Origin of the sequence: Pontibacter locisalis, from assembly GCF_042684605.1 — a bacterium.
Classification (GTDB): domain Bacteria; phylum Bacteroidota; class Bacteroidia; order Cytophagales; family Hymenobacteraceae; genus Pontibacter; species Pontibacter locisalis.
Window position 1 is genome coordinate 209,269 of sequence record NZ_JBHULU010000010.1, and the last position, 15,430, is coordinate 224,698.

14 protein-coding genes are annotated in these 15,430 nt (G+C 44.7%); 6 read left to right on the forward strand and 8 right to left on the reverse strand.

The genetic code is table 11. The features are described from left to right. Positions 1 to 1,356: DUF5723 family protein (locus ACFSRY_RS07855; RefSeq protein ID WP_377505005.1), on the reverse strand; the 1,356-nt coding region annotated here is incomplete at its 3' end. A gap of 277 nt (positions 1,357 to 1,633) precedes the next feature. Between ACFSRY_RS07855 and meaB the strand changes: the two genes are divergently transcribed. Continuing rightward, a complete protein-coding gene (gene meaB / locus ACFSRY_RS07860; protein WP_377505008.1) occupies positions 1,634 to 2,614 on the forward strand; it encodes a methylmalonyl Co-A mutase-associated GTPase MeaB in 981 nt (326 codons plus the stop codon). Between the two features lie 63 nt (positions 2,615 to 2,677). Here meaB and folB read toward each other — a convergent pair whose 3' ends face one another. Genes folB through ACFSRY_RS07875 form a run of 3 tightly spaced genes read right to left on the reverse strand, consistent with a single transcriptional unit; the run spans position 2,678 to position 4,945 of the window. Beyond that, positions 2,678 to 3,034: a dihydroneopterin aldolase gene (gene folB / locus ACFSRY_RS07865; protein WP_377505011.1), complete on the reverse strand. Its 357-nt coding sequence runs from the start codon at positions 3,032 to 3,034 to the stop codon at positions 2,678 to 2,680. Between the two features lie 12 nt (positions 3,035 to 3,046). Next, positions 3,047 to 4,018, reverse strand: a complete 972-nt coding sequence (locus ACFSRY_RS07870) for a DivIVA domain-containing protein (RefSeq protein ID WP_377505014.1) — start codon at positions 4,016 to 4,018, stop codon at positions 3,047 to 3,049. Positions 4,019 to 4,021: 3 nt separating this feature from the next. Further along, positions 4,022 to 4,945, reverse strand: coding sequence for a WD40 repeat domain-containing protein (locus ACFSRY_RS07875; RefSeq protein WP_377505017.1), 924 nt, complete (start codon positions 4,943 to 4,945; stop codon positions 4,022 to 4,024). 107 nt (positions 4,946 to 5,052) lie between these two features. On the opposite strand from ACFSRY_RS07875, the gene ACFSRY_RS07880 reads away from it, so the two are divergent. Both ACFSRY_RS07880 and ACFSRY_RS07885 read left to right on the forward strand, forming a co-directional pair. Then, the gene (locus ACFSRY_RS07880; protein ID WP_377505020.1) at positions 5,053 to 5,682 is read left to right on the forward strand and encodes a 4'-phosphopantetheinyl transferase superfamily protein; all 630 of its coding nucleotides are present in this window, start codon (positions 5,053 to 5,055) and stop codon (positions 5,680 to 5,682) included. Between the two features lie 36 nt (positions 5,683 to 5,718). Next, positions 5,719 to 6,303 carry a thioredoxin family protein gene (locus tag ACFSRY_RS07885; RefSeq protein ID WP_377505023.1) on the forward strand — a complete coding sequence of 195 codons (585 nt, stop codon included), beginning with the start codon at positions 5,719 to 5,721 and terminating at the stop codon, positions 6,301 to 6,303. 57 nt (positions 6,304 to 6,360) lie between these two features. On the opposite strand, the gene ACFSRY_RS07890 is transcribed toward ACFSRY_RS07885, so the two are convergent. The 4 genes from ACFSRY_RS07890 to ACFSRY_RS07905 all read right to left on the reverse strand — a co-directional run bounded on the left by ACFSRY_RS07890 (position 6,361) and on the right by ACFSRY_RS07905 (position 10,941). Beyond that, on the reverse strand, positions 6,361 to 7,209 hold the full coding sequence (locus ACFSRY_RS07890; RefSeq protein ID WP_377505026.1) for a transglutaminase-like domain-containing protein: 849 nt from the start codon (positions 7,207 to 7,209) through the stop codon (positions 6,361 to 6,363). 119 nt (positions 7,210 to 7,328) lie between these two features. Then, entirely contained in the window at positions 7,329 to 8,957 is a 1,629-nt protein-coding gene (locus ACFSRY_RS07895) for an acyl-CoA carboxylase subunit beta (RefSeq protein WP_377505029.1), read from the reverse strand. Between the two features lie 84 nt (positions 8,958 to 9,041). Beyond that, positions 9,042 to 10,136 carry an MlaD family protein gene (locus ACFSRY_RS07900; protein WP_377505032.1) on the reverse strand — a complete coding sequence of 365 codons (1,095 nt, stop codon included), beginning with the start codon at positions 10,134 to 10,136 and terminating at the stop codon, positions 9,042 to 9,044. Between the two features lie 22 nt (positions 10,137 to 10,158). Further along, positions 10,159 to 10,941 carry an N-acetylmuramoyl-L-alanine amidase family protein gene (locus ACFSRY_RS07905; RefSeq protein ID WP_377505035.1) on the reverse strand — a complete coding sequence of 261 codons (783 nt, stop codon included), beginning with the start codon at positions 10,939 to 10,941 and terminating at the stop codon, positions 10,159 to 10,161. A gap of 73 nt (positions 10,942 to 11,014) precedes the next feature. Here ACFSRY_RS07905 and ACFSRY_RS07910 point away from each other — a divergent pair, with 73 nt between their 5' ends. The 3 genes from ACFSRY_RS07910 (at position 11,015) to ACFSRY_RS07920 (ending at position 15,344) form a co-directional block, all read left to right on the forward strand. Then, positions 11,015 to 13,672 carry a putative LPS assembly protein LptD gene (locus ACFSRY_RS07910; protein ID WP_377505038.1) on the forward strand — a complete coding sequence of 886 codons (2,658 nt, stop codon included), beginning with the start codon at positions 11,015 to 11,017 and terminating at the stop codon, positions 13,670 to 13,672. A 76-nt stretch (positions 13,673 to 13,748) separates the two neighbouring features. Beyond that, complete coding sequence (panB, locus tag ACFSRY_RS07915; RefSeq protein WP_377505041.1) at positions 13,749 to 14,567, forward strand: 3-methyl-2-oxobutanoate hydroxymethyltransferase; 819 nt, start codon at positions 13,749 to 13,751, stop codon at positions 14,565 to 14,567. 96 nt (positions 14,568 to 14,663) lie between these two features. Then, positions 14,664 to 15,344, forward strand: coding sequence for an RluA family pseudouridine synthase (locus ACFSRY_RS07920; RefSeq protein ID WP_377505044.1), 681 nt, complete (start codon positions 14,664 to 14,666; stop codon positions 15,342 to 15,344). Positions 15,345 to 15,430: the final 86 nt, after the last annotated feature.

The window sequence follows — 15,430 nt, forward strand, 5'->3', positions numbered from 1 at the left end:
ACCCATGGCAACTGACGCACCAGGATTCTTATCTGTAAATGGAGCTGTGATGTCACGTGTGCTTACACCAAACTCATACACTGGTGTTACAATCGCAAAACCTACAGGCAAGTTAAGTTTATCTCCTGCACCTGTAGTTACACCAGAGCTTAAACGTACCAGTGGCAAAGGCTGTACGTCAAACCCAAGTCCTATGAAATCTTCTGTGATGTTACCAGGAGCATCGTTCAGGGCACGCACATAGTCTAGCCCTACCTCTACCTTGCTTCCAAGCTTCACACCTATACCTGCTCTGAAGCGCGTTGGCAGTGCAGTTGTCAGCTCGCTTACCGGCGAGAACACCAACGCACTGTCTATTATGGTCTTAGCCATGTCAGCCGCATCCTGGAAGTTATACTCCTCGGCTCCATTGTATTCCGGTAATTTAAAGCCTTTATCTTTTGCCTCCAGCAAGTTATCAGTCCAGGTCATGTTTCCTATGTCGGTAACGGAAACTCCTACTTTAACTATCTTTATAACTTCAGCAGACAAGCCTACGTCGAAGCCATGGCCCTTACCAACAGGACTTAATAAGCCATCAGCAGTATTATAAGAAAACTGTGGATCGTCCAGGTATCTTTCATAGTTAATATCCAGCACAGGCGAGGCTGCACTGTAAGCTTTTACCTCACCAGCTTTCGAGCTGAACTCGTACAGCGCCAGCCCCTGCAGGTAACGGTAGCCCGCTCCACCATATATGTTCAGGGCAGGCAGATCCAGTATCTTTCGACCGTAGGCAAAGTTCCATTCATTTACCCAGGATGCCTTTACCTCCGTTCCTTCAAATAGCTCAGACACATAAACAGTCTGTCCCGGTGCAAAATCCTGGTATAGCTGTGCATCCTGCCCCAGAAAGACCAACTCTGAGAAGTTCTTATTAAAAGCTACGTGGCTTAAAGCACGCTGCCGGTTACTAAAAGCAAAACCACCGATTTTAGGAAGGGTAACAGAAATAGCAAAGGTATTCACATCTGCTCCTGCGTTTAACACGTTATCGCTTGTAAACGCCCTGGCAAGGTCCTGTCTCTCCTCTAATGACAGCTCTGTATTGTTAGCTACCTCCAGAAACTTTCTCAGCGTTTTTCTGGAAAGTGCCTGTGTACTGGCTCCTACACCACCTTCACCAATAGTAAAGGAAATAATGGAAGTGCTGCGGCCAAGGTTTCCCGGGTTTACCCCTATGGCCTGAAAATCATGAACAAAGGTATTCATCACACCTCCCCGGCCTGTTACCGAGAAGCTGCTTAATTCCGTTTGTGCAAACGCGGCTGTCTGGGTTGCAACAGCAACAGCTACGAGCATCAAGAATCTTTTCATAAAAAGTAGAAGTGTTTGGTAATTGGAAGTTTAATTTAATACTGCTGTAAAAGAAAGTGCAAGAGATATCTCCTTGGAAAAGTACATCTAAAGCAAATGTCCAACCTTTATTTGATTTCACAAGTTCAGCCTTTTAAAGCTTTTAAGTAAGGAAAAGTAAACTTATTTATTAAATCATAGAAATCCTTTCCCAAAGTGCCATGCTTACATTGGCAGCTAACTTAGAAACTTTAAATTTGTAAAACTCTGGTAGCGAAACTTAAAAGAAGTAAAGACCTTGGCCAAACGATACAGCAGTGAAACATATGTTCAGGGAATATTAGCAGGTAACCGTGTTATGCTTAGTCGTGCTATTACACTGGCAGAAAGCAAACTGGCCTCAGACCAGGAGTTGGCGCAGCAAGTCATAGACGAAGTACTGCCCTATGCAGGAAATTCAATGAGGATTGGCATTACGGGTGTGCCTGGTGTAGGAAAAAGTACGTTTATTGAGGCCTTCGGAAACTATCTCATAAAGGAACAGGGAAAGAAACTTGCCGTCTTGGCCATTGACCCCACCAGCCAACGCACCGGAGGTAGCATATTGGGTGATAAAACCCGCATGGAGTCTCTTTCTGTTAACCCACAGGCTTTCATCAGACCCTCACCTGCAGGCAAATCTCTCGGGGGGGTTACTAAAAGTACCCGCGAAACTATCATTCTTTGCGAGGCTGCAGGTTTCGACGCCATTATAGTAGAAACAGTGGGAGTTGGACAGTCAGAAACGGCGGTGCATGCGATGGTGGACTTTTTCCTGTTACTAATGCTGGCGGGAGCAGGCGATGAGTTGCAGGGTATAAAGCGAGGAATTATGGAAATGGCAGATGCCATTGCAATTACAAAAGCAGACGAGCAGAATGTACAGAAAGCGAAGGCAGCCCGAGCGGAATACCAGAACGCGCTGCACCTTTATCCTTTAGCTGCCTCAGGCTGGATGCCACGTGTCAGCATATGCTCCGCTCTTCAAAATTCAGGCCTGGAAACTATCTGGCAGGCTATAGCGGATTATTTAGAACTGACTCACAACAACGGGTTCTTCGAGAAAAAACGCCGTGACCAGAACCTTCAGTGGATGTATGAAGCAATACGGCAAGGACTGGAGGATAACTTTTATACCCATCAACAGGTGAAGGAACAACTGCCAAATGTAGCAGAGCAGGTGAAAGAAGGGAAAAAGTCTGCATTTGCCGCTGCGGCAGAGCTATTGCGACTGGTCTAAAGTAAGAAGGTGCTGGCCCACATTCCGCGGACCAACACCCTCATTTGATCTTTTAGATATAAGTTATCTTGCTTCTTCCAGGCTAACCTTTGCCCATTTACAAATACCTCCTAAAGGCGGATTAAACTTGTACACGTTAATCTTCACCGATTGTACGAACGGGAACCGCTCGTAAACTTTGTCAATGATCCGATGGCCAAGGTGCTCCAGTAAGCGTGCGGGCACTTTCATTTCTTCCAGCACCAATTTGTAAAGCACTTCGTAATTTACTGTTTCATGTAAATCGTCGCTCTCAGCAGCACGGCGCAGGTCAGCATTAATAATTAAGTCAATGCCATACTTATTCCCGATTTTCTGCTCTTCGTCGTAAAAGCCGTGGAAAGCAAAAAACTCCATGCCTTCCAGTGCGATTTGTCCCATACCTGCGGTTATTTAACCTATCTCGTCAAAGAAAGAACCTGATGCTGGCTTTACGGTTGCTCCGTTTCTGCCGTAGCTGTTGCGGGATGGCTCTGTAAGAGGCGGCTGGATTTCTGGTTTATCAGGAGTAACTGGCTGCACATCCGGAATCGGTTGCTCTATCTCAGGCGCAGGTATACGGCCAGGATAATCCGGCTGTACAGGCTCAACTTCCGGAGAAGGCACATTAGGCACTGGCGTAGTTGGTGTAGGCACCTCGTTTGGTTGCGTTACATCCGGCGCCGGATCACCAAGCGGATCATAACCATTGCCGTTTCGGATTGCTACAGGTGCGTTTGCAGCAGTAGACTCTGTTAACTTATAGGTGTGGTTGTTATTCGTATCCATGTCTTTCAAGCTTTTTAGCAGCTCGGCGTTCTCAACTTTTACGTCGGCAGCTCTTGAAAGAATACTCTGTGTAGCTGATTTAGGTTTTGACTTAGTTTTCTCGGCTCTCTCCAGGGCTTCATTCGCCAGATTTCTCAGGTCGCGAACCATCGTATCCAGGTAACCCTCCATACGCTGGTAATCCTGCTCTAAAGTTTTCACCTCCTGCTGCATGTCTGCCACTACTTTTTCAGCTTCTCTTTTCGCTTCTTCCAACACCTGGCGTGCCTCTGTTCGAGCTTGGTTAAGCAGTTCATTTGCTTTCAATTCTGCCTCTCTGGCGCGCAACTCCGCAGACTTGCTTGCCTGCTCCAGAATACTGTTACCGGTATCTTCAGCTGTTTTAAGAGTCTTATATAATGATGATTCCACCTCACGCAGCTTCTGAGTTTCGCGGTGCGAAGCATCCAGTTTCATGCGCAAATCCTTATTCTCATCCAGCAGTTTTTCCCACTGCTGAGAAAGGGTCAGCAGAAAAGCGTTTACCTCGTCCTTATCTAATCCTCTGAATGCTTTTTCAAACGTCTTCTGTCTGATTTCTAATGGTGTAATCTTCATAACTCAACCTAAATTTATGTCCCAAACCGAAATGGTACGGTCATCGCTACACGAAACTAACTGATTCTTATGAGCCGACCAAAATAATTTATTTACGGAAGTGCCATGGCTGGCATTCCGCACTTTGTCTATTACCTTCAGTAATTTAAAGGTTTGTGCATCCCATAGCTTTATGGATTTATCCATGCTACAAGTGGCAAAATGAGTACCATCGGGGCTGTAGGTAATGTGGTTAATTGTATACATATGCGCTATCAGGTACCCCCTCTCCTTGTACTCTTGCTCAACCTCCCACACCCTAAGGTGTGCATCCCGCCCACCGGTTAACAGCAATTTACCATCAGGTGAATAAGCCACGGTAAATACTGAGTTAGTATGAGACTTTAACTCATACTTTAGGTCAAGGCTACCTGCATCAAACACACGTACAGTGTTATCACTGTATCCCGCTGCGAGTTCATCACTGAATGTGTTGTAGGCAAGGCAGCGCACGCTTTGATCAGACTTCCTGATAATAGTTTTCAGCTCAAAACTCTCACTGTTCAACACACAAATGCCTCCGTTTCCCATAGCAACAAACGCTTTATGCTGCCCGGCCACATGGCATATATCAAAAATAGCCACTTTGGGCAGGGCCACAGATTTCAGGACCTGTTTGTTATCCAAATCTATAACCTGAACCCCCTCCTGGTTCTGCCCGATCAGCAACAAGTTGCGTTCCGGCACATAGCGCAGTGCGTATATGGAACTGCTCACTTGTGCTACCAGTTCTCCAATCTCAGGTTCATTCAAGTTCCAGGCTGCCACCATACCGTCTCCGGCAGCTGAGAAGAACGTGCTGTTCTTACCAGACTGCTCAAGGGTGTAAACGCAGTCGCGGTGGCCTGTTAGTGTAGTTAGTTTTTGTACTTGTACCTTGCCGGCCATTTTGCCAATATGCTTTTGTAAGCTAATTTTTAGCTAAATTTACAATAAATCAGGCGAACAAGAAGTGTTCACGCTTATAAAACCTGTACAAGTATGCTTTATTGCCCATGCCACTTCTCCATTCAGTTCAACTTGACCCTTTTTCTAGTTTAGGCATCTGGCAAATAGATGAACCTACAGAAGCCCTACAGCAACTCCTTCCATCTTACATTAACGTAGAAAAACTTAAGCACCTACACCCTAAAAGGGAGCGGGAATGGATCGCAAGTCGTGTCTTGGTTTATGAGTTACTGAAGAACTTTACGGCGGAACAACTTATCCTACAGCGCAATGAACACGGGAAGCCTTATTTCCCGGATGCTTCCCTTCATATTTCCATAACTCATTCACCACAGCTTGCTGCTGTTATTATTTCTGAGAAGTACGAGGTTGGCATAGATATTGAACTTATAACCCAGAAGGCATTGCGTGTAGCAGATAAGTTCTTAAGTGAGGCTGAAAAAAGATATACAGCCGAAAATGAACAAGAGACTTGCCTGTTTTGGAGCGCAAAAGAAACATTATACAAGTTGTATAGCCGCAAACAGCTTATTTTTAAAGAGAACCTGGCCATACGTCCAACTCCTGAGCATAATGTGCTACAGGGGCAGATAAAGACCGGATTTTTTGATAAATTGTATCAGATTCATCACGATCAAATTCAGAATCACGTACTAACTTACTGCATCAGCTATTGATACAGCTGTATAATACCTTAAACAAACTAAACTGACATGAAATACTTAGCAATATTTGCCGCAGCCTGCCTGATTACAGCAGGTGCTCTTGCGCAAAACAGTGGCTACCAGTTGGGAGACAAAGTGGCTAACTTTTCGCTGAAGGGCAGTAATAATCAAACTGTTTCGCTAAATGATTTTGCAAATGCAAAAACAGTGGTATTGGTATTTACTAATAATCAGTGTCCTTACGCCAAGCTGTATGAAAATCGTTTGGTAACGCTATCGAGCAGTTATGCTAACAAAGGAGTACAGTTTGTATTTATCAATCCAGGCGTTAGTGATGGAGAGGAGGCACTACAAGATCTGACAGCTAAAAATTACAGCTTCCCCTACCTGGCCGATACAGGGCAGAAAATTAGCAGCCAGTTCGGAGCTACAAAGACCCCTGAAGTTTTTGTATTGCACAACACCGGAGACAACTTCGTTTTAAAATATAAAGGTGCCATTGATGATAATCCACAGGTAGAAACTGGTGTAAAAAATTATTACCTGCGAAATGTTATAGATGAGGTTTTGGCTAACAAGACAGTAACTACTCTGGATAAAAGAGCCACTGGTTGTTTGATTAAAAAATACTAAACAGCCTAAAGCAAAAAAAGAGGCCGCTTTCACTAAAGCGGCCTCTTTTTTTGCTCTTTATACTATTGGTTCATCATCCGTGATTATTGCCAGTAACTTAGTTACCTCCGTTGCCTTCTCCGGGTCATTCATTTTTTCGAAAGAAAAGGCCAGGTTCCGCAAAGCTCGTTTTACAATCTCTAAGTTTGAGCAAGGCTCATAGAAAATATCGATTGGGTTCAGGTTTAACTGCAGGATATAGTTGTCTATATCTGCCTTAGACAGGATTAAACCCTTATTATAAACATTAATGTAAAACTGCACCCCATCCAGCTTATAAGTAAGGATAAATAGGTTAGGCAGGTTTACCCCAAAAACAGGCATTCCTAAGCGCTGTGCCAGGGTCATGTAAATTACACAAAGGGTTAGTGGGTTTCCCCGTTTGGTTTCCAACACCAGGTGCAACATAGAGTTAGCTGGTGAGTGAAAATTCTTTGTGTTAGCAGAAAAACGCTTTTCCCTGAACAGTACGTTATTTAATGCCTTTACCTGATCGTACGGATGCATCTCTTCCTTCATATGCGTCCAGGCATCAAAATAAAGCTGATCAATTGTTCTGGAAATATTTTCAAACTCAATATCCGGGTACAGGTAAGAGTTTACCAGGTACATCCCCTCAAGCAAGTCTTTTGCACCTTTTTCTTTCCACTCCCTGAATCGGGCAGACAAGCCTTCAAACTGCAAATCGTGTATGAGGTCTTCAATCTTTTTCTGAAGATCCGGGTTAAGTGTTTCCTCCCATTCCTCTTCCAGATAGGGTATTACTCCTTCACCAAGACCTATTATCTGCTTCTCCACATGCGATGCTATCTCATAGTCACTGTCGTCCAGTAGCGAGATTAGCGCCTTGATTTCATTCTTCGTCACGATCTTTTCTCAATTAGAAATTCAAAATTAGAAATGGAGGGATTCCAAATATAGCCTAAGCTTTAAATATACTTGTACTTCCATTTCTGATTCCTAACCTGGGATTTAAACTCCTTTCTTTATGTCTGAATTACACCCACATTATAAGGCTTCTCTATCGGGGCATGGTTAGCAGCCTCGATACCCATAGAAATCACCTTGCGTGTCTCCAGAGGATCGATTATACCATCAACCCAAAGGCGTGCAGCTGCATAATACGGTGAAAGCTCCTCGTTGTACTTATCTGTGATGCGTTCCAGCAATTCCTGCTCCGCTTCAGGGGTTATCTCTTCGCCTTTCGCTTTTAGAGACGATACCTGGATCTGCAGCAGTGTTTTTGCCGCAGCGGCACCACTCATTACAGCAAGTTGCGCTGTTGGCCAGGAGTAGATCAGGCGTGGGTCGTAGGCTTTGCCGCACATGGCATAGTTACCGGCCCCGTAGCTGTTTCCTATAAGGATGGTAAACTTTGGCACCACTGAGTTAGACATGGCACTCACCATTTTAGCACCATCTTTGATAATACCGCCGTGCTCTGACTTGCTTCCTACCATAAAGCCAGACACATCCTGCAGGAACACCAGCGGAATTTTCTTCTGATTGCAATTCATGATGAAGCGTGCAGCTTTATCGGCAGAATCAGAGTAGATTACGCCGCCCATCTGCATCTCGCCTTTTTTGCTTTTCATGATCTTGCGCTGGTTTGCCACAATGCCTACTGCCCAACCATCAATGCGGGCTAGTCCACAGATTAGTGTCTGTCCATAAAGCTCTTTATAGGGTTCAAACTCAGAGTTATCCACTAACCGCTTGATTATATCCATCATGTCATAAGGCTTCACGCGGTCAGCTGGGAGTATACCATAAATCTCTTTCTCATCTAGTTCAGGAGCAGCAGGCTCCACTCGATTAAAACCGGCCTTATCAAAATCGCCCATTTTGTCAAAGATGTTGCGGATATGATCCAAGGCCTCCTTATCATCTTTACACTTATAGTCTGTAACACCTGATATTTCTGAATGCGTTGTTGCGCCGCCGAGGGTTTCGTTGTCTATGGTTTCGCCGATGGCGGACTTTACCAAATACGATCCGGCCAGGAAAACGGAACCTGTGCCTTCAACGATCAGGGCTTCATCACTCATAATGGGCAGGTAAGCACCACCAGCCACACAACTGCCCATGATGGCGGCAATCTGTACGATACCCATCGAGCTCATAACAGCATTATTGCGGAACATGCGTCCGAAATGCTCCTTATCAGGAAAGATTTCGTTCTGCATCGGCAGGAAAACGCCAGCGCTATCTACCAGGTAAACAATAGGTAATTTATTTTCAATGGAGACTTCCTGAGCGCGAAGGTTCTTCTTAGCTGTGATCGGGAACCAGGCACCTGCCTTTACAGTGGCATCATTGGCAACCACTACGCATTGGCGGCCTTTGATATAACCAATTCCGGTCACTACTCCTCCGCTTGGGCAGCCACCAACTTCCTGGTACATACCTTCACCGGCGAAAGCACCTATTTCCAAAAACTCAGATCCTTCATCCAACAAATAATCCACACGCTCACGGGCAGTCATTTTACCTTTCGCATGCTCCTTCTGAATTCGCTTTTCGCCACCACCAAGGTGAACTTTGCTTAATCTATTCTTTAGCTGGAAAACCAGTTGCTTCAGTGCGTCTTCGTTCTTGTTAAATTCGATATCCATTTGAGGTATTTAGATGAATAAGGGTAGACATATAATGCAAAATCCGCCATTAAAAGCGGATTTTACAAATATACAATATTTACATTATGGCTTTTTAGATTTTCCAGCACCACGCTTCGTTACCGGCACTGCAGATCTAATAGTATCAGGCACAGGCACATAAACAGTATCCGGCACAGTACGGAATTCCGACGGATATTTATCCTGCATCTCTTTCACTTCATCGAGTGTGATCACACGACCAGTTTCATCCACTTTATACTTGTCTTTTCTGCCAAACACAGAGAAGCTGACATAGCGTTTAGGATAGGCTTGTATATCCCGCAGAAGCAGGTTCAGTGCCTGTGTGGATTGGTTAAGGTTTTCATAAAGCTGCTCATCGTTCATCAATTTACCGATAGAGCCCTCACTGGAATTCAGCTTGGTTGCAGCTGCCTCTAATTCCTGCATGGCATCATTGGCGTTGGCAACTAAAGCGTTAAACTCTGCCTGCTTAAGAGTATCGGTAATTTGAGTCATATTGCGGGCAAGCTGGTTTATCTGACGCTCCGTCTGGCGCAATGAAGCCGTTAAAGCACTCATATTAGCCGTAATAGAATTAATGTTTTGCTGATTGGCCCGCAGTATTTCGTTTAAAGCATCAGTTGTAGCCTTGGTATTTGCCAGAATATCCTGCAGATTGCCTTTTGCCTCGCTATCTAACAGCCTGTTAACACGGGCAAGTGTTGTATCAACTTTATCAATGACAGGTACCGTCTTTGTTGAGATAATTTCTGTAATGCTGCTTTCCTTGTAAGGGATCAGTGTTTCACCGCCATCAAAAAGCTCTGTGCTGTTACCCAGGTATAAGGTTATGGCTTTGCTACCTAACAAATCAGAGTTTCCAAGTGCGGCGATGGTAGAGTCTCCGACAGTTAATTCCTTCAAGACCCCAATTTCTACCATTATCTGGTTATTCTTCTCTGTCATTAACCGCATGCTCTTAACAGACCCCACCTGTATACCATTCAGGATAACAGGATTAGAAGCAGTTAAGCCATCCACATTATCATAAATAACAAAATAGGAGTTTGTATCTGAGAAAACGTCTGAACCTTTCAGGAACATAAACCCGAAATACAGAATGACTATCGCTGCTACCCCGAGCAGCGCAACTTTTACTTCTTTAGATATATTCACGTAGGCGTATTGCTAATTGCATTTAGTTCATTGCCTCCAGTTCTTGCTTATACTCTTTGAAGGCACGATAAATCCCTGATGCCATATACGATTGGCCGGACTTATCGTTAAGGAATTTTTCTTCGGTAGGGTTAGTAAGGAAGCCGCACTCAATAAGTACGCTTGGCATGTAAGACTTCCATAGCACGAGGAAGCCGGCTTGCTTTACGCCACGGCTATGACGACCGACTTTGTGCCTGAACTCTTTTTCTACTTTATCAGCGAAGCGCAGGCTGTTATCTAAATAAGCACTTTGGTGCAATGCAAACAGAATATGGCTTTGAGGAGAATTAGGATCAAAACCATCGTAAGTCTCTTTGTAATTGTCTTCATGTAAGATTACTGAGTTCTCACGTTTTGCCACCTTCAGGTTACCTTCTGATGTATGTAACCCCATAGTATAGGTCTCTGTGCCGTAGGCTGCAGAAGGACCAGCATTCAGGTGAATGGAGATAAAAAGGTCAGCATTGTTCTTATTCGCAATCCCGGCACGGTCTGCCAACTCAACAAAATGATCTGTTTTGCGGGTGTACACCACCTTCACATCAGGCAGGTTCTTCTCTATCAAGGATCCAACCTGTAAAGCAAGTTTAAGCGCAACGTCAGCCTCATGAGAGAACTTTCCGTTACAACCCACGTCTTTACCTCCATGTCCGGCATCAATAACTACCGTGCGTACTTTATAATCTTTTCTGAATTCTAACTTGTTGGAGGAGCAAAGCAAGAAAACGATGGCCAGGAATGAAACAGTAACAATATTTCTCACAACGTTCGTTAGTTAAAAGCTAAAACAATAACTTTGTACAAAATAAATAAAACTTTAGGGAAGTCTGAAGAAGTTGCGCTACATTTTAATTTTATTACTGCTGCTGCAGTTCGCTTTACTTTCTCCCTCGTTAGTATCAGGGCAACGCTTGTCCCGTCCTACTACTGTACCACAGGACACTGCCACCGTCGGGCAGGATTCTGTCCGCCTTTCTGCACCCAAAGGTGATATCGAGACGACAATCAAATACTCTGCCAGAGACTCCATCCTTTTTGAGGTCGGGAGTAAGGTAGTAAACCTTTACGGCGACGCCAAAATAAACTATGGCACCATGTCGCTGGAGGCCGCTTATATCCAGATCGACTATGAGACCAATACGCTTACAGCCACTACCCTTCCCGATTCTACCGGAAAGGAAATAGGCACTCCTGTATTTACGCAAGGCAGCGAAACATATGCAGCTAATCGCATTGCTTATAATTATAAAACCAGAAAGGGGCGCATTTCTGAAGTAGTAACGCAGCAAGGCGAAGGATATGTACATGCTGCTGTCGTAAAAAAGAACCAAGATAACGAATTCTTTGGTTTACGCGCCCAATACACCACCTGTAACCTGGAGCATCCGCACTTTTATATTGGAACTTCTAAGATGAAAGGTATTCCGAATGACAAAGTTATGACGGGGCCCTTTAACCTAGTTATCGGTGATATTCCTACTCCGCTAGGCTTTCTGTTCGGACTCTTTCCAACCCCTCGCCAGAATAACAGAGCATCAGGTGTAATAGTACCAAGCTTCGGGGAAACAAGAGCTCAGGGCTTTTACCTAAGTAACGGTGGTTACTACTTTGCCTGGAATGACTATATAGGCACACGCCTTACAGGAGATGTTTACTCTTTGGGTGGGTACAAAGTAAACATGGATAACACTTACCGGAAACGATATGCTTATAGCGGCAGCCTTGGCTTTTCATACCAGTACTTTAAGAACGATGAAGCCGATGTTGAGCGTTCCAGAAGCACAACAGACAATTTACTTGCTGCGCTTCCGCCAACACAACGCACTATCTGGATCAATTGGTCGCATACGCCTATTCCAAAACCAGGACAGGGACGGTTTTCTGCCAGTGTTAACGCAGGTAGCAGCGGCCATCAGCGCCTGAACTACAACAGCCCTTCGCAGTACTTGTCGCCTACTTTTAACTCGAATATATCTTACCAGAAGAATATCGAGAATACCCCGTTCAGTTATACAGCGAAACTTTCGCAGAGCCAGACAACTTCAGGGGTGTACAACTTTATTCTGCCTGACCTGAACTTCTCGATGACGCCGACCAGCTTCTTTGAGATTTTTACGGATAACCTGCCAACCGGCCGCTGGTATGAACAGTTTACTGTCGGCTATAATCTTAATGCGCAAAACAGGGTATCCAATCTTACCCGACCTGCAGGTGACAATTTCCAGGGAATACCTGTTATCGGAGCAAGAGGAGATATTGACACTATTCAACTGGATAACTTCAGCCGACTTTGGGAAAACGGACAGCGATCCGCTACACATAACTTACAGGTAAACCTGGGAAGCTATAAATTGCTGCGTTATTTCAACTTCTCGCCTACTGTTAGCTACCGTGAAGCCTGGTTTGATGAACGATACACCTTCCGCTTTGACCCTGATTCACAGAAAATAGCAGTAGACACAACAAACTTTGGGCGTATTTACGAATACAATGCAGGAGCTTCCCTTAGCACCACTATTTATGGAACAGCCTACATAAAAGGCAAGCGGGTAGAGGCGATCCGCCACCTGATCAGGCCAAGCATTTCCTATAATTACAGGCCTGACTTTGGTCGTGAGAGCTTTGGTTTCTATCAGCGTGTACAGACAACTTCTTTCCCTATTGGCGACCAGGATCCTTTTAGATTACTTCCGAGGTTTGCTAACGTTCCTGGACCAGGACTGCAAAACCAGGTCTCTTTCAATATTCAGAACAACCTGGAGATGAAGGTTAGGTCAAAAGGAGATTCGGCAAAGACCGAATTTGAAAAAATTCGGCTTATTGATAACCTCAGCCTTACTTCAGCCTATAATTTTGCAGCTGACTCGCTGAAACTGTCGCCTATTAACATGTCGATGAACACTAACCTGTTCAAGATTTTCAATGTAAACTTTACGTCTACTTTCGAACCTTATAAGCGAGATTCGCTGGGCCGGCAAATTGATGAGTATGTATTTGATTTCTCAAAGTTGAAGCTTGCTAATTTGACTAACGCCAACTTCTCGGTTGGCGCCAGCTTTAATCCAGAAGCAAGAAGAACGCAAACCAGAACGCCATCTAACCTGCCTGCTCTGCAACCGGACATGGACCCACTGCTGCCGCAGTATGTAGACTTTAAAATTCCATGGACACTGAGCTTTGACTACACCATAGGATATTTTAAAAACTTCAGACCTGGCACAGCAGACAATATCACACAATCGTTGGGGGTGGATGGCTCATTAAACTTAACAGACAAGTGGAAAATAACCTACTTCGCCTCTTACGACTTCACCAGTAACAACATAGCCAATGCCAGGCTGCAGATATACCGCGACCTGCATTGCTGGGAGATGAGTATCGGATGGATTCCATATGGTTTTGCCCAAGGCTATAACATCACCATAAATGCCAAGTCTTCTCTGCTGCAGGACCTTCGGCTTACCCGAAACCGCTCTGCCAGAAACAATTTTTAGAGAAACAGCCACATCAGAATGTGGCTGTTTTTGTTTAAAGATTTTATAGCTTTACACTTTAACCATTGCTTCTACTATGTCTGTTCATAAAAGCGACGTAAAAAAGGTAACAACGCACCAGCTGCAGAACATGAAAGAGCGCGGCGAGAAAATCTCCATGCTCACAGCCTACGATTTTTCTATGGCTACTATTCTGGATGCTGCCGGCGTAGATGTGCTTTTGGTTGGAGATTCGGCCTCCAACGTAATGGCGGGTCATGAGACGACCCTCCCTATTACACTGGACCAAATGATTTATCATGCTTCCTCAGTGGTAAGGGGTGTGAACAGAGCTTTTGTAGTAGTAGACATGCCCTTTGGCTCTTACCAGGGCAACTCCTCTGAGGCACTACGCTCAGCCATCCGCATCATGAAGGAATCCGGCGGGCATGGTGTAAAGCTGGAGGGAGGAGCTGAAATAAAAGAGTCAATTACACGCATTCTTAGCGCGGGAGTTCCTGTAATGGGCCACCTGGGACTTACGCCACAGTCCATCTACAAGTTTGGCACTTATACCGTACGCGCCAAAGAAGAGGCTGAAGCGCAAAAATTACTTGACGACGCACAGCTTCTGCAGGAATTAGGATGCTTTGCTATTGTACTTGAAAAGATTCCTTCTGCCCTTGCTAAGCGCGTAGCTGAAACACTGCAGATTCCTATCATTGGCATTGGCGCAGGGCCTGACGTAGACGGACAGGTGCTGGTTGTACATGACATGCTGGGAATAAACAAAGAGTTTAAGCCCCGCTTCCTTCGTCGTTACGCAGACCTTCATTCTATCATGACTGGTGCCGTTCAGAACTACGTGAAAGATGTAAAGAGCAAGGATTTTCCGAATGAAAAGGAAGCGTATTAAATTCAATAATGAATTCTTACCGGCAAAGAAGTAGCAATTCCATCTGCTTGTGACCTGATCGCATAATCTACAATCTATCATTCATAATTAAGGCCAATGGCTTTAGATGTCCTGTTCGAAGATAACCATGTGCTAGTGGTAAATAAACCCGCAGGCCTGCTGGTGCACGGTGACGAAACAGGAGACACAACACTGGCCGATCTGGCCAAAGAGTATATAAAGCACAAGTATAACAAGCCGGGGAATGTCTTCATTGGTGTTGTGCATCGCCTGGACAGGCCGGTAAGCGGTGTTGTTCTGTTAGCAAAAACATCTAAAGCACTTTCACGGCTTAACGAGCTTTTTCGTAGCAAAAAGACTCAAAAAACTTATTGGGCTGTTGTACAGAACAAGCCAAAGGCTGAACAGGGTACGCTGGTACACTGGCTTGTAAAAGACAGTGTACGTAATGTTTCCAAAGCCTACAGCAAAGAGAACAATGCAGGAGCACGCTCTGAGCTTCACTATAAAATGCTTGCTGCCAACGCAGGTAAGTATCTGCTGGAAGTAAATCCTATTACTGGTCGTCCGCATCAGATACGGGTACAACTGGCATCTATGAAGTGTAGTATAGCTGGAGACTTAAAATATGGAGCTGCCCAGCCCTTACCTGATAAAAGTATTGCCTTGCATGCCAGGCAACTTATATTCGAACATCCCACTCTTAAAACACCTGTGACAGTTCGGGCTGAACCTCCTGAGGCACCCGTTTGGACGCCATTCAGAAACTTACTTTAACTCTGATTACCTTTTTCAAAAAATGATTTTTATCATTTCCTGAACTTTTACCGCTGCTTCTCTATTTTACTTTAAAATCGTGTTGT

Coding starts and splice junctions, on each gene's coding strand:
- ACFSRY_RS07895 (WP_377505029.1), bottom strand. CDS start 8,957: ATGGATATCGAATTTAACAAGAACGAAGACGCACTGAAGCAACTGGTT.
- ACFSRY_RS07880 (WP_377505020.1), top strand. CDS start 5,053: ATGCCACTTCTCCATTCAGTTCAACTTGACCCTTTTTCTAGTTTAGGC.
- ACFSRY_RS07870 (WP_377505014.1), bottom strand. CDS start 4,018: ATGAAGATTACACCATTAGAAATCAGACAGAAGACGTTTGAAAAAGCA.
- ACFSRY_RS07920 (WP_377505044.1), top strand. CDS start 14,664: ATGGCTTTAGATGTCCTGTTCGAAGATAACCATGTGCTAGTGGTAAAT.
- ACFSRY_RS07875 (WP_377505017.1), bottom strand. CDS start 4,945: ATGGCCGGCAAGGTACAAGTACAAAAACTAACTACACTAACAGGCCAC.
- folB (WP_377505011.1), bottom strand. CDS start 3,034: ATGGGACAAATCGCACTGGAAGGCATGGAGTTTTTTGCTTTCCACGGC.
- ACFSRY_RS07885 (WP_377505023.1), top strand. CDS start 5,719: ATGAAATACTTAGCAATATTTGCCGCAGCCTGCCTGATTACAGCAGGT.
- panB (WP_377505041.1), top strand. CDS start 13,749: ATGTCTGTTCATAAAAGCGACGTAAAAAAGGTAACAACGCACCAGCTG.